Below are 13,587 nucleotides of genomic sequence, written 5' to 3'. Positions count from 1 at the left end.
CTGCATCGGTAGTCAGCTACGAGGGGGTGTGTCGGCGTGGGAAGTCCGAGACCGGGCGAACGCGACGCCGAAGGTGGCAAGAAGCCAGACCCCGAGAATTCCCATCACGACAAACCCGTACATCGCCGAGTAGCGCAGCTCGGGTGCACTGAGGAACACGGCGTGCGCGAGGGCAGAACCGAGCCACGTCCACAGAAACAGGCCGTAGGGAACGCCGTCGGAGACCGTCGGCTTTTCGTATCGACTCGCGATCGCTTCCATGATCGATGCCATGATCAGACCGATCGCGATCCACCCCGCGTAGTTTGTCAGGGGAATGTGAGCGATGCCGGAAAGTCCCGCGTTGTCGACACACCATGCCCATTGATGGTCGGCCACCATCTGTGGATCGAGATACAGATCCCAGCCGACCAACCCTGTGACCGTGAGCGCGACGCGGCCGATTCGCCGTGAGGCCGGCGTGAACCGCCGAACCAGGCGAGTGGCCACACACCAGATCGGATAGAAGCCGGCAGTCCAGGCGAACGGCACGATCAGCGGCACACCGGACAACGCCGGACCGAGTCGGTCGACGCTGTACCCGTAACAGCCGTACGGCATTCCGGTGGCAGTACCCACTATCTCCGACGCCAGCCCGACCCCCGCGGTGACTGCGATCAGCGCGGCGGTCCACACAACGCCACGGTTGATCGCCGCGTGGCTGATTGACGCGGCGGCCAGTAAACCCACCACGGCGATCGTCACGGCATCGCGAGAGCTGCCGTCCACCAACGGATACACGATCTGCGCGCCGATCGCTGCCAACGCCAGAATCAGCGGAACACGTTGGCGGATCACGTCCTTCGACGTATCCGGCGCAGCAACGACGTGCCGCGCCGCTCGGACAGTGCAATGCGCGCAGCGCTGCGCCCACTCGCTCCGGACACACCACCGCCGGGGTGCGTCGACGCGCCGGTGAGGTAGAGGCCCTCTGCGCCGGGGACGCGGTGCGCTGACAACTCGGGCAGTGGGCGCCACATCATCATCTGATCGAGGGACATCTCGACGTGCATGACGTTGCCGCCGATCAACCCCATCTCGGACTCGATGTCGCGCGGAGTCTGGATGTGCCGCTGGCGGATGCTGTCGGTGAAACCGGGCGCCGACGCCTCCATCTCGGCGACCACGCGATCGGCTTCGGACTCCGCGAGCGACGCCCAGTCGCGATCTGCGCTCAGTCGATACGGCTGCCACTGTGACCACAAAGTCACTTGATGCTCGTTCGGGGGAGCGATACTCGGATCGATCCCACTGAAACTCATACCGAGAACCGCGGGGCGCGGGGGAAGTTCGCCGCCGAGCGCTGCTCCGTGAGCAGTCCGTAGGTGTGCGCGATCGGACACCAGAAGTTGCAGGCCGGACGTGCTCTCGGTAATCGACGCCGACGGGTACCGCGGAAGCGCCGATGTTGCCAATCGCAGGACCATGCCGATTCCCGGGCCGACGCGTATCCGCCGACGCCACCGATCCAGTGTGGCTGCGTCGAAGCCTCCGTTGCCCAGTAGATCCAACGTCGTCAAGATGTGGCAGCCGGCGATGACGGTGCGAGCCCGAACCTGGTGTCCATCGGCAGTTCTCACGGTCCAGTGATCGCCGTCGCGGGTCAGCGACGTCACGGCGTCGCCGAGGTCGACGGTGGCTCCGTCCACCTTCAGCCTCGAGATGAGGGCGGCGCTGAGTGCGCCGCTGCCCCCAACGGCGCGCCCCGGCGGCAGAACGTGCATGAGCGCGGCAAAACCAACCATCGGCGCGGTGCCCGGCTCCGACATCGGTGGTCCTGATTGCGCTCCGAACCAGGCGAGTGCGGCTTTGAGTGGTTCGCTGTCGAAGTACTCGTCCAGGAGCGCGTCACCGGTCGCGAGGAACTGGCGCGCGAGATCGCTCCCGCCGCTCCCGGTGTCGAGGCCCCAGAACGACGACAGCAGATTGGGTCCGGTGGGCGGGGCGGAAAATGCCCGCATCACCCGCGCGCTGCGCTCCGACCAGATATTCACGAACCTGCGGTAGGCGTCGGCATCACGTGTGCCACATGCTTGTTCGATCGATCGGCAGGTCGCGTCGAGGTCGCGGTGGAACACGATTCCCGGGCAATCCGAACCTGCGGGAGGTGGTGCGTACGCCCAGGGATCGCAATCGATGTACCGAAGTCCGTGGGCCGCAAGCCCGAGTTCCTCGATGATTCCGGTGTGCCGAATCATGATGTGCGCGGACGAACCACGATCGACTTTGTGTCCCGGAAATCGTTCGATCGTCGATACGGCCCCGCCGGGGACGGTGTCTTTCTCGAGCACCTGGACCGACCAGCCTTCGCGTGCGAGGTAGGCCGCCGAGACCAGCGCGTTGTGCCCGGCGCCGACAACTACTGCGTCGAGAATCGCGGTCACAGCGGCAATCCTCGTCCGAGCACGGCAAACGGTCGACTGTCTCCGGCAAAGCGGAATCGCCTGAGCACGTCCTGAAATCCCAGTCGCCGATACAACCGCCACGCACGGTTGTCTTCGTCGTACACCTCGGGAGTGGACAGGAGAACGGAGCGCTCCATCCGATCTCGCAAGAGATGCCGAAGCAGGGATTCACCCAGGCGATGCCCCTGGCCACTGGGATGGACGTGGAGTTCGGTCAGTTCGAAGTAATCGTCGAGAATGGCCGAGATCTCGGACTGTGGCCGACCGCTGCGACGCAGTCCGTGCAATACCTGTTGGTGCCACCACTGGTCCGAACTTCCGCGATAGCCGTAGGCGATTCCGATCAGGGGAGCAGAAGTGTCTACAGGAGCAGCAGAGTTTTCCGGAGCAACAGTGTTCGCAGTGGGTTCTCGTCCGGCACAGGCGCCGACGGCTTTCCATCCCGGCCTGGTCGAGTGCTCCGTCCACATCGGCGCGCGGTGGAACTCGGTGCCACGTGGATAGTCCATCGCGGTGACGTACACGGACAGTGCCTCGTGTAGTCGATTCGCGAATTCCTCGCGGTCGAGGTCGACCGTGTACGGAGTCCAGGCGATCTGCGGGTCGACTGGTCTCACCTCTTCTCTTGACTACTTGTCGGTGGGTGCAGTTATATTGAATAGGTCGAACGAATGTTCGATAAGGGTGATCTGGAAATGACACCCGAGGTGGGGATGCCCGAAGGGAAGCGGGCATCCCCGCCGCACCAGATTTCGATCCTTGTGAATGCAATCCCCTTTGGCGCGGGAGGTGCCCCGGATGTCCGATCGAGCGAAGTCCGAAAGAACACCGAAGTCCGAAAGGGCGCTGCCGGCGGAACTGGCGTGCCCCTCGCGGTCGGCGCTGTCACGGCTCCCGAAGTCAGCGAAAATGCCGGGGCGAGTGGCGCGATCGTCCGCCGGCGCGTTCTCCGGAAGTGGGTCCGCAGGCGGACTCGCGTGGAATCTGTTGGGGAAGGCCGATTCATTGTTGGCGGAGTCCGTCGGAGCAGGAGACGCGTCAGAACGCTTTCGATGCGCCTATCTGGCAGCGTTGCGCGGCGCTGGAGCAGTTCTGGCTGTGGGTGCGACGGGAAGTGGACGGCGTAAGAAGAGCGGGAACGCATGGACCCGGTTGGACGCGGACGCACCCACTTTCGGTGCGTGGTCGAGTTACTTCGCCGGCTGGTCGAACACCCGGGCGGCGGTCGAAACAGGCATGCAGGTGGATCTCAGCGACGCTGATGCCGATGGATTTTCTGTCGAAGTGGGCAGATTTCTGACTGCGGTCGAAGATTTTGTCGGCCAGGCTCATCGAATCGACCTGAGAGCATCCTGAAATTTTTGATGTCTGAGATGGCCGAATTCAGAGAAAATGCAGGTTCTGTGGCCTGATGGGGCCTGATTTACGGTTCGGCCGGGCAAATACGTACGCTTGTGGCATAACTCGTACCCAGAGTTGGTGGTCCGCGACCTAAACTGCTCGTAGTATAAAAAGCAGGTAGTCGTTCACGTTGACTACCCGCCACCTCACACCGTGGGGTGGTTGCCTAACTTCCAGTGCCGGGGGAGGTACCGTGCCACTCTCCGAGCACGAGCAGCGCATGCTCGATCAGATCGAGAGCGCTCTCTATGCCGAAGACCCCAAGTTCGCCTCCAATGTGAGGGGCGGCCGTATGAGGGCGCCGTCGAGTAGACGGCGTTTTCAAGCTGCGGCGCTCTTTGTTGTGGGCTTGATCCTGTTGATTGCAGGCCTTCAAGTCCTCAAACTGGGCTCATTTCCGATTCTCAGCTTGGTCGGGTTCCTGTGTATGTTCGGCGCCGGCGTCATGCTCTTGTGGGGCGGCGGTCGACGGACTGGGACACCAACTGCGGACGGCGCTCAGGCCGGTGAACACCAGTCCGGGCCTCCAGGCGCGGGTGGGTCGAGCGGCGGCCGAGGGCATTCACGCGGTCGACGATCAGGTGGGGGATTCTCTTCCCGAATGGAAGATCGATTCCGTCGCCGGTTCGAGCAGGACTAGCTCTGACGCAAGCTGATGATCCCGTCGGCCAGTTCGGCGGGAGAGTCACGGTGGTCAATTTCACCTGAATTGTTCCACCTGTGCGGGTGGCGCGTGCGCCCTCGCAAGCGACATAACTCATAACAAAACATGACGGTCGGCAACCACTGGTTGCCGGCCGTCTGTCGCGTTATCGGGGGACCATGGTCCCCTCCACTTTCCTCCCCTGCTATGGGTAGTTCTGGCGTAAAGATGGGCGCATGGGGCTGCGGCAATCCGCCGTACTCGTTGAGCTGGACTTATAGGTCGAATGTGGGCCTGTGTGACGTAGGGCGGAGCACGTCGGTGATGTGCGTGGGGACACTGCTGACGAAAATTCCCCAACTTTCCCCACCTGCTTTGAGCTGCTAATACTCAGCAAATCAGCCCGGTTAGTGCCCGGTAGCTCCTTGTGTGTGGGGGAAAGTGGGGTACTGTGGGTGCGGGCGGAGAGCTTGAAGCCGTATTTCGCCCAAACGGGAGGGTTTCGGCGAAAGCTCGCAGGAGGTGTCGAGTGTTCCTCGGAACCTTCACGCCGAAGCTCGACGACAAAGGCCGGCTCACCTTGCCGGCCAAGTTCCGAGAAGAGTTGTCAGGAGGGTTGATGATCACCAAGAGTCAGGATCACAGCCTTGCTGTCTATCCCCGGGACGAGTTCGTCAAGCTGGCTCGTAAAGCAGCGGCAGCTCCACGTAATGATCCGGCCGCACGAGCGTATGTTCGCGCTCTGGCAGCCGGCACGGATGAACAGCACGCCGATGCCCAGGGGCGAATCACCCTCTCGGCTGATCATCGGCGTTACGCAAACCTTTCCAAGGAATGCGTAGTGACCGGGTCTGTCGACTACCTCGAAATCTGGGATCTCGAAGCCTGGGAGAGGTATCTCGGAGACAACGAAGAGGACTATTCCCAAGCAATTGGCGAATCTCTCAGCGAGATCGTCTAGGCGGATAGTTTGTGGCGAATGCCACGAGGCCTCTGCCCGGAAAGGCCCTGACGCACTTCCCCAGCGCCAGGTTCTCCTTCGGGCAGGGACCTCGGAGCATTCGCCCGTTCGAGCAGTCATTCTTCATCGGAATCATGAAAGTAGGAGCCGGAGCACACATGGTTGATCGCGAGGTGAACGAACCCTCGGACACCGACGGCTTCGCGCACGTTCCTGTTCTTCTGCACCGCGCAGACGACCTCCTCGGTCCCGCTATCACTGCGGTCGGTGCCGGCGGCGCCGGCGCTGTCATGATCGACGCGACACTCGGCCTGGGTGGGCATTCCGAGTTCTTTCTCGGAAAGTACCCGGGACTGCACCTCATCGGTCTCGATCGCGACACCAATGCGCTGGCAATCGCGTCGGAGCGTCTTGCTCCCTTCGCCGACCGAACGACGTTCGTACACACCACCTATGACGGCATCGAAGATGCGCTCGAGCAGGCTGACCTGCCGACGACGGAGTCGGTTCATGCGATTCTCTTCGACCTCGGTGTTTCCTCGATGCAGTTGGACGAAGCTGATCGTGGTTTTGCGTATTCGATCGACGCACCGTTGGACATGCGGATGGACCAGACCGTCGGGCTCACCGCGGCCGAGGTTCTCAATACCTACAGTCACGGCGATCTCGCCCGAATTCTGAGTACGTACGGCGAAGAGCGTTTTGCGGGAAAGATTGCGTCCGAGATACTTCGGCAGCGCGAGAAGGAGCCGTTCACCACCAGCGCCGCTCTGGTCGAACTGTTATATCGGACCATCCCTGCGGCCACCCGTCGCACCGGCGGGCATCCGGCAAAGCGCACGTTCCAAGCTCTGCGGATCGAGGTAAACGCCGAATTGGATTCCTTGCGTGCCGCAGTACCGGCAGGACTGGACGCCCTCGCAGTTGGCGGCCGAGTTGTCTTCATGTCGTACCAGTCGCTCGAGGATCGAGTTGTCAAGGCAGAGTTGGTTCCTCGCTCCAAGTCGACCAGCCCTGAGGGGCTTCCGGTCGAGCTACCCGGCATGGGCCCGGAGTTCAAGATCCTCACCCGGGGTGCAGAGCGAGCTTCGGAGCAGGAAATCGAGGAGAACCCACGAGCAGCTCCGGTGCGCTTGCGTGCCGCTGAACGCATTGCCAGGAGGCGGGCATGACGAAGCAGAGCACCACCGGGGACGAATCTTCACGTAAGCACCGTTCGGGTGCGGCGCAGCGTGCGTACGAAAAGCGAACGGCTCGGGCGCTCGGGCGCAGCGGGGTGGGTGCCAGTGGCACCGCACTCTCTCGAGGCGGCGAGTTCAAGGCCCGAATTCCGTTTGTAGTCTCCATCATCGGGCTGTTCTCCATCGGACTTGCCGTGACGTTGCTCCTGACGACCCGGTCCGCCGAGGACTCGTATCAACTCAGCGATGCCCGTGAGTTCAATCAGTCTTTGGTGGAGCAGAAGGCTGCTCTCGAGCGCGATTTCCAGTCGCGTAACTCCGCACCGGAGCTTGCCAATCAGGCGAGCGCGCTCGGCATGGTTCCGGCCAAGGATCCGGCCCGCCTTGTAGTCCACCCGGACGGTAGCGTCGAGGTGGTCGGTACACCGGCGCCGGCGAGTGCCGAACCGTTGCCGCCGCTCGACGCACCTGTCGTGGCGTCGCCGCCCCGGGTGGCAACCACCGCACCTTCGGCGCCCCCGGCTGCGCGGACGACTGCGCCGGCTCCACTCAACCCGCAAAACCTCGCTCAGAGTGAGCAATTGATCCCCGTCACGTCCGCTCCTCCGTCCCCGACCACGACGGTGGTGCCGTCTCCGACTGAGGACCGTCGGTGAATCGGGACCCACACTACGACGCGCGCCGACGAGATCCCCAGTACGACGCGCCTCGGCGAGATCCACGTCGTCAACCTGCCGGGCAGCGGGCTTCTCGGGGTCCTCGCGGATCGAAGTCTGCGACCTTCCCGTTTCGTCAGCGTGTAGGTCGGTGGACGATGTGTGGGGCGCTTGCCGTTGCAGCGCTGCAGCTGTTGTGGATTCAAGGCGTCGACGCTCCGAGCCTCGCTGCGGAGTCGGCCAATCAGCGCACGACGACTCAGATCGATCCGGCGGTTCGAGGATCGATCACGGATCGGAACGGCACGACGCTCGCATTCACGATGGAAGCGAAGGCGCTGACGTTCCAGCCGAAAGCCGTTCGCAAAGAACTGGAAGAAGCCCGGACCAAGAGCATAGAAGCGGGTGTCGAACCAGATCAGCAGGCACCCGAAGTGTCGACCCGGCTGGCCGAGATCGCGGCGGGGGTCCACGCCAAATTGGGTGATGCAGCCCCGGAAAAGGACATTCTTGCGAAGTTGAACAGCGAGGAGACGTTTGTCTATCTGGCGCGAAGCGTCGATCCGGCTGTGGCAGCGGAGATTTCGGACAGCTTCCGTGAGGTCGGCCTCGAACGCCAGGATATCCGCGAGTATCCGGGCGGCTCACTCGCGGCCAATATGGTCGGTGCGACCGGGTGGGACGGGCACGGCCTCCTCGGCCTCGAGGATTCGATGGACTCGACCCTTGCCGGTATAGACGGTTCCCAGACCTACGACCGCGGCAGTGACGGCGCTGTGATTCCGGGCAGTTGGCGCGACAAGCAGCCTGCCGTCAACGGCTCGGGCGTTCAGCTCACCATCGATTCCGATCTCCAGTTCTTCGTTCAGCAACAGGTGCAGATTGCGAAGGACAAATCAGGTGCGAAGAACGCGTCGGTTGTCGTCCAGGACGTTGCGACCGGTCAGGTTCTGGCAATGGCCAATGACAACACGTTCAACCCTGGGATCGGTCTGGAAAATAATCTGCGGTCGGTCGAGACCGGCAATCTGTCGGTCACGAGCCCGTTCGAACCTGGTTCGGTGAACAAGATCATCACCGCGGCGGCGGCCGTCGAGGACGGATTGACCACACCGGACGAGGTTCTGCAGGTTCCGGGCAGCATCACGATGTCGGGGGCGACGGTCAAGGACGCGTGGGATCACGGTGTGGTTCCGTACACCTCTACTGGTGTGTTCGGGAAGTCGTCCAATGTCGGAACGCTCATGCTCGCCGAGCGGATCGGCGAGGATAGGTTTGCCGAGATGCTCGACAAGTTCGGTTTGGGACAGCGCACCGAGGTCGGGCTTCCCGACGAGAGTGCCGGCTTGGTCCCCAGCCGCGACCAGTGGTCCGGTGGCACGTTTGCCAACTTGCCGATCGGTCAGGGCTTGTCCATGACTTTGCTGCAGATGACTGGCATGTACCAGGCGATTGCCAATGACGGCGTTCGTATTCCGCCGCGCATCGTCAAGTCCACCGAGAACTCGTCAGGGGAGCGAACCGAAGCGCCGCAGCCTGACGGTATCGAGGTGGTGAGCCCGGAAACAGCGGCGACAGTTCGGGACATGTTCCGATCGGTTACGCAGGACGACACCGGAAATCAGCGCGGCACGGGTGTGGCTGCGGGCGTAGAGGGCTATCAGGTCAGCGGCAAGACCGGCACCGCACAGCAGATCGATCCGGCGTGCAAGTGCTACTCCAACTCCAACTACTGGATCACGTTTGCGGGCATCGCACCGGCAGACAACCCGCGGTTCGTGATCGGAATCATGTTGGATGCTCCCGTTCGCGGTGTCGACGGCGGCGGCGGACAATCGGCCGCACCGTTGTTCCACAACATCGCGTCGTGGATGCTGCAGCGTGACAGCGTGCCGATGTCCCCGGATCCGGGTCGTAAGTTGGTGCTGCAGGCGGACTGATCGAGCGGATCACGATCCACAGTTTCGTCAGGGATCACGATCCACGCGGTCTTCGGGGTGTTCCTGCACGCGGTAATCTCATACGTCGCAGTTTTCGGTTGTCCGAATCTGCGACTGCCATGACCAACGACAATCGCCAGGAGTCGAGTGACAGTGCCGAATCGTTCGCAATCGTCAGAGCCGGGTGTAGCGGTGAACGCACGACCGGCGAATCCGATTGAGACGGCGATCACGGCCTTGGCGGAGTTGTCCGGAGCCCGACTCGACTGGCTGCACGCGGAATGGTCGGGTGCCGGGAAGGCCGCCACCGTCGTATCGGGTGTCGACCTGCGTGCGCAGGACATCGTCGCCGGCGATTTGTTTGCCGCGCTGCCGGGCGCACGCTCGCACGGCGCGCAGTTCGCCGGTGACGCATTGGCCAGTGGAGCTGCCGCGATCTTGACCGACGACGACGGGTTGGCGTTGTTGCGCGCATCGAACCCGAGCGTCGACCGGCCGGTGATGGTTCTCGTTCACCCGAAGCCTCGGGATGTCCTCGGCGAGATCTCGGCTGAGATTTACAGCCGACCGTCGGAGAAGATGCAGGTCATCGGCATCACCGGTACGTCGGGAAAGACCACAACGTCCTACCTGTTGGAAGCGGCGTTGGTCGGTGCGGGACGAAACCCCGGTCTGGTCGGCACCATCGAGACCAGAATCCATGGACGGCGGGTTCCGAGCGCTCTCACCACGCCTGAGGCCCCACACCTCCATGCCTTGTTTGCCGTGATGGCAGAGCAGGGTATCGATACCGTTGTGATGGAAGTGTCGAGTCACGCGCTTTCCCTCGGCCGCGTCGACGGCATCCGATTCGACATCGGAGCGTTCACCAACCTTTCGCAGGATCACCTGGACTTTCACCGAAATTTCGAAGAGTACTTCGCGGCGAAGGCCCGTTTGTTCGATCCGGCGTCCACAGTTCACGCCGAAAGTTCCGTTATCTGCGTCGACGACGTGTGGGGGCGTCGGATGGCAGAAGTGGCGTCCGCAGGCGACGTGACAACGGTGGCGACCACGGAAGCCGAGTCCGACTGGAAGGTCGGTTCGGTCGAGGTTGCAGCCGACGGTTCCCAGTTGTTCGACCTTTCCGGACCGAATGAGCAGTCATGGCCGGTGTCCTTGCGACTGCCGGGTCGATACAACGTGGCAAACGCCGCGCTGGCCCTGACGGTGAGCGCGAAGGCCGGTATCGATGTGCAATCGGCGGTGGCGGCGGTGGGATCGGTAGACGTTCCAGGCCGCGTGCAGCGAATCGACCGCGGTCAAGGTTTCCTCGCCGTGGTCGACTACGCGCACAAGCCCGCCGCGCTCGAGGCTGTCATCGCGACGCTGCGTAATCAGGTTTCCGGACGCGTCGGGGTTGTTGTCGGTGCCGGCGGTGATCGCGATGCGGGTAAACGCGCTTTGATGGGGGAGGCCGGCGCGAGAGGCAGCGATCTGCTGATCGTCACCGACGACAACCCTCGGACCGAAGTACCTGCCACGATTCGCGCAGCAGTGATGGCCGGGGCGCTCGCGGTCCCGGAATCCGAGCGTGGGGTTGTGCTCGAGGTCGGGGACCGAGCGGAAGCGATCGAACAAGCCGTTCGTTGGGCACAGCCCGGCGACGTAGTACTGGTGGCCGGCAAGGGCCACGAAACAGGTCAGGAAATCGACGGGGTCAAGCACCCGTTCGACGACCGCGAGGTGCTGGGAGACGCGATCGACCGGATCGCGATCGACACAGCGCATGGAGGCACGAAATGATCCCGATGACGCTCTCTCGGATTGCCGAGATCGTCGGAGGAACTCTGCACGACGTCGACGATCCGTCGGCAATGGTGACAGGGACCGTCGAATTCGATTCTCGCAGAGTAGGTCCGGGTGGACTGTTCCTGGCGCTGCCAGGCGCCCGCGTCGACGGTCACGAGCACGCCGAAGCAGCTGTTGCGGCCGGTGCGGTAGCTGTGCTCGCCGCGCGGCCGGTGGGAGTACCCGCCATCGTGGTGTCGCCCGCGCAGACGACCGGTCCGAGTTCGGTCATGGCGCTCGAGCACGACGCCGACGGTTCCGGTGCGGCAGTGCTGAACGCATTGGGGCTGTTGGCGCGCGCGGTAGTCGATACGTTGTCGGCGCAGAATGGTCTCACTGTTGTCGGGATCACCGGATCGGCCGGCAAGACGTCCACCAAGGATCTTGTTGCTGCGGTACTGCGTGGTTCGGGCGACGTTGTTGCTCCGCCCGGTTCGTTCAACAACGAATTGGGTCACCCCTGGACCGCCCTTCGCGCCGACGAGCAGACCAAATTCCTGGTACTGGAAATGTCGGCCCGCGGCCTCGGTCACATCGCGGAGTTGGCGCGGATCGCTCCGCCCAAGATCGGCGTTGTGCTGAACGTGGGTACGGCGCACCTCGGTGAGTTCGGCTCCCGTGAGGCGATCGCAGCCACCAAAGGTGAACTGGTCGAAGCACTTCCGTCGGCGGCTGATGGCGGCGTCGCCATCCTCAACGCCGATGATCGTATGGTCGCGGCCATGGCGTCGCGGACCGCAGCGCGGGTGGTGTTGGTTGGTCAGTCCGAAGGTGCGCACGTGCGCGCGACGGACGTGACCGTCGATGATCAGGCTCGTGCGAGTTTCACCCTGAACTCGGAGAAGGGTTCTGCGCGAATCCGTCTCGCGGTTCACGGTGAACATCAGGTCGGCAACGCGCTTGCCGCGGCCGCAGTTGCACTCGAGAACGGCGTGGAGGTCGCCGAGATCGCCCGCATCCTCGAAGACACCAAGGCCGCGTCGGCCCGGCGCATGGACGTCAGCGACCGCAGCGACGGCGTCACCGTGATCAACGACAGTTACAACGCCAATCCGGACTCGATGCGCGCAGCGCTCAAGGCGTTGGTGTCGATGGCCAGATCGGACCGTCATTTCGGCCGTCGCAGCTGGGCTGTGCTCGGTGAGATGGCGGAACTCGGTCCCGAGTCGGTAGTCGAGCACGATGCGATCGGCCGATTGGCCGTGCGGCTCGACGTCACGAAGCTCATTGTTGTCGGCACCGGTCGTCCGGCCCGCGCGATGCACCAGGGCGCAGTGATGGAGGGCTCATGGGGTGACGAGTCGATGGTTGTCCCGGACGCTGCCGCGGCCTTGAAGGTGCTCGAGGCGGAACTGGAGCCAGGTGATCTGGTGCTGGTCAAGGCTTCACAGTCGATCGGACTCTGGACGGTCGCCGAGGCGGTCCTGGCGCAGAAGCAGGTGTCGGAGTGATCCAGATTCTGCTGGCCGCGGGCATCGCTCTCGCGGTCTCGATCATGCTCACGCCGATTCTGATCAAGGCGTTTGCAAAACAGGGATTCGGCCAGGAGATCCGCACCGAAGGCCCGGCCAGTCACCAGGCGAAGCGTGGCACACCCACGATGGGTGGCGTCGCTATCCTTGCCGGAATCTGGGCGGGGTACTTCGGAACGCATCTCATCGGAATGGGCATCGACGGGGCGGAGGGTCCGACCGCGTCCGGCTTGCTGGTTCTCGGTCTGACAACAGCACTCGGTGGCGTCGGCTTCCTCGACGACTTCATCAAGATCCGCAAGCAGCGCAATCTCGGTCTGAACAAGACGGCAAAACTGGTGGGGCAGTTTGTCGCGGCCGTGATCTTCGGAATCCTCGCGTTGCAGTTCCGCGGCGCCGACGGTCTGACGCCGGGCAGCGTCCACCTGTCCTACGTGCGTGACATCGCCACGGTGTCGCTCGGTTCGGTCGTCTTCATCGCGTTCTGCTACTTGCTGGTCAGTGCGTGGTCGAATGCCGTCAACCTCACCGACGGCCTCGACGGACTTGCGGCGGGCGCAATGAGTTTCGTTCTCGGCGCCTACGTCATCATCACGTTCTGGCAGTTCCGCAACTCATGCGAAACCAGTCCGGTCAAGGGTTGCTACGACGTGCGTGACCCACTCGATCTGGCCTTGATCTGCGCGGCCGGCGCCGGTGCGTGTATCGGATTCCTGTGGTGGAACGCCGCTCCCGCAAAGATATTCATGGGTGATACCGGTTCGCTGGCCCTCGGCGGCATGCTTGCCGGACTCTCGATCACCACCAACACCGAACTCTTGATGGTTGTCATCGGCGCACTGTTCGTTGCCGAGGCTGCGTCGGTGGTGATCCAGGTAGCAGTGTTCAAGTCCAGCCGTCGACGGGTATTCCGAATGGCACCGTTCCACCATCACTTCGAACTTGCCGGGTGGGCGGAAACCACGGTCATCATCAGATTCTGGCTGCTCGCCGCGATTGCGTCGGCGATCGGGCTTGCACTCTTCTACAGCGAATTCCTCGCAGCTATCGGAGGCTGAC

The 13,587-nt window shown here is 63.1% G+C and carries 12 protein-coding genes; 9 read left to right on the top strand and 3 right to left on the bottom strand.

What is annotated here, in order from left to right:
- Positions 1–12: 12 nt before the first annotated feature.
- Genes CJ178_RS08105 through CJ178_RS08095 form a run of 3 tightly spaced genes read right to left on the bottom strand, consistent with a single transcriptional unit; the run spans position 13 to position 3,061 of the window.
- Positions 13–834: a carotenoid biosynthesis protein gene (locus tag CJ178_RS08105; RefSeq protein ID WP_095887891.1), complete on the bottom strand. Its 822-nt coding sequence runs from the start codon at positions 832–834 to the stop codon at positions 13–15.
- Positions 834–2,414, bottom strand: coding sequence for a phytoene desaturase family protein (locus CJ178_RS08100; protein ID WP_179300817.1), 1,581 nt, complete (start codon positions 2,412–2,414; stop codon positions 834–836). Before CJ178_RS08100 ends, CJ178_RS08105 begins: the two co-directional genes overlap by 1 nt.
- Positions 2,415–2,419: 5 nt before the next feature.
- Positions 2,420–3,061 (bottom strand): GNAT family N-acetyltransferase, encoded by a 642-nt coding sequence (locus CJ178_RS08095; protein ID WP_095886504.1) that lies wholly within the window; start codon positions 3,059–3,061, stop codon positions 2,420–2,422.
- Between the two features lie 181 nt (positions 3,062–3,242).
- On the opposite strand from CJ178_RS08095, the gene CJ178_RS08090 reads away from it, so the two are divergent.
- From CJ178_RS08090 to mraY, 9 genes are all read left to right on the top strand, one after another.
- Complete coding sequence (locus CJ178_RS08090) at positions 3,243–3,800, top strand: SAV_6107 family HEPN domain-containing protein (protein WP_233365277.1); 558 nt, start codon at positions 3,243–3,245, stop codon at positions 3,798–3,800.
- A gap of 238 nt (positions 3,801–4,038) precedes the next feature.
- On the top strand, positions 4,039–4,485 hold the full coding sequence (locus CJ178_RS08085; protein ID WP_033231008.1) for a DUF3040 domain-containing protein: 447 nt from the start codon (positions 4,039–4,041) through the stop codon (positions 4,483–4,485).
- A gap of 532 nt (positions 4,486–5,017) precedes the next feature.
- Complete coding sequence (gene mraZ / locus CJ178_RS08080) at positions 5,018–5,449, top strand: division/cell wall cluster transcriptional repressor MraZ (RefSeq protein ID WP_033231007.1); 432 nt, start codon at positions 5,018–5,020, stop codon at positions 5,447–5,449.
- Positions 5,450–5,607: 158 nt separating this feature from the next.
- Positions 5,608–6,621, top strand: a complete 1,014-nt coding sequence (rsmH, locus tag CJ178_RS08075; RefSeq protein WP_095887889.1) for a 16S rRNA (cytosine(1402)-N(4))-methyltransferase RsmH — start codon at positions 5,608–5,610, stop codon at positions 6,619–6,621.
- Positions 6,618–7,286, top strand: a complete 669-nt coding sequence (locus CJ178_RS08070; protein ID WP_095886503.1) for a hypothetical protein — start codon at positions 6,618–6,620, stop codon at positions 7,284–7,286. The genes rsmH and CJ178_RS08070 overlap by 4 nt, the downstream gene beginning before the upstream one ends.
- On the top strand, positions 7,283–9,226 hold the full coding sequence (locus CJ178_RS08065; RefSeq protein ID WP_233365276.1) for a peptidoglycan D,D-transpeptidase FtsI family protein: 1,944 nt from the start codon (positions 7,283–7,285) through the stop codon (positions 9,224–9,226). Before CJ178_RS08070 ends, CJ178_RS08065 begins: the two co-directional genes overlap by 4 nt.
- Before the next feature lie 153 nt (positions 9,227–9,379).
- Positions 9,380–11,011, top strand: coding sequence for a UDP-N-acetylmuramoyl-L-alanyl-D-glutamate--2,6-diaminopimelate ligase (locus tag CJ178_RS08060; RefSeq protein ID WP_095886502.1), 1,632 nt, complete (start codon positions 9,380–9,382; stop codon positions 11,009–11,011).
- Positions 11,008–12,507, top strand: a complete 1,500-nt coding sequence (locus tag CJ178_RS08055) for a UDP-N-acetylmuramoyl-tripeptide--D-alanyl-D-alanine ligase (protein WP_095886501.1) — start codon at positions 11,008–11,010, stop codon at positions 12,505–12,507. Before CJ178_RS08060 ends, CJ178_RS08055 begins: the two co-directional genes overlap by 4 nt.
- Positions 12,504–13,586 carry a phospho-N-acetylmuramoyl-pentapeptide-transferase gene (gene mraY, locus CJ178_RS08050; RefSeq protein ID WP_033231003.1) on the top strand — a complete coding sequence of 361 codons (1,083 nt, stop codon included), beginning with the start codon at positions 12,504–12,506 and terminating at the stop codon, positions 13,584–13,586. The genes CJ178_RS08055 and mraY overlap by 4 nt, the downstream gene beginning before the upstream one ends.
- The last annotated feature ends 1 nt before the right edge of the window (position 13,587 follow it).

The sequence above is a fragment of the Rhodococcus sp. ACPA4 genome, assembly GCF_002300185.1.
GTDB classification, from domain to species: Bacteria; Actinomycetota; Actinomycetes; order Mycobacteriales; family Mycobacteriaceae; genus Rhodococcus_F; species Rhodococcus_F globerula.
The sequence above is the reverse complement of the archived record's forward strand: the minus strand, read 5'-3'. Positions and strand labels throughout refer to the sequence as shown.

Coding starts and splice junctions, on each gene's coding strand:
- CJ178_RS08070 (WP_095886503.1), top strand. CDS start 6,618: ATGACGAAGCAGAGCACCACCGGGGACGAATCTTCACGTAAGCACCGT.
- rsmH (WP_095887889.1), top strand. CDS start 5,608: ATGGTTGATCGCGAGGTGAACGAACCCTCGGACACCGACGGCTTCGCG.
- CJ178_RS08055 (WP_095886501.1), top strand. CDS start 11,008: ATGATCCCGATGACGCTCTCTCGGATTGCCGAGATCGTCGGAGGAACT.
- CJ178_RS08090 (WP_233365277.1), top strand. CDS start 3,243: ATGTCCGATCGAGCGAAGTCCGAAAGAACACCGAAGTCCGAAAGGGCG.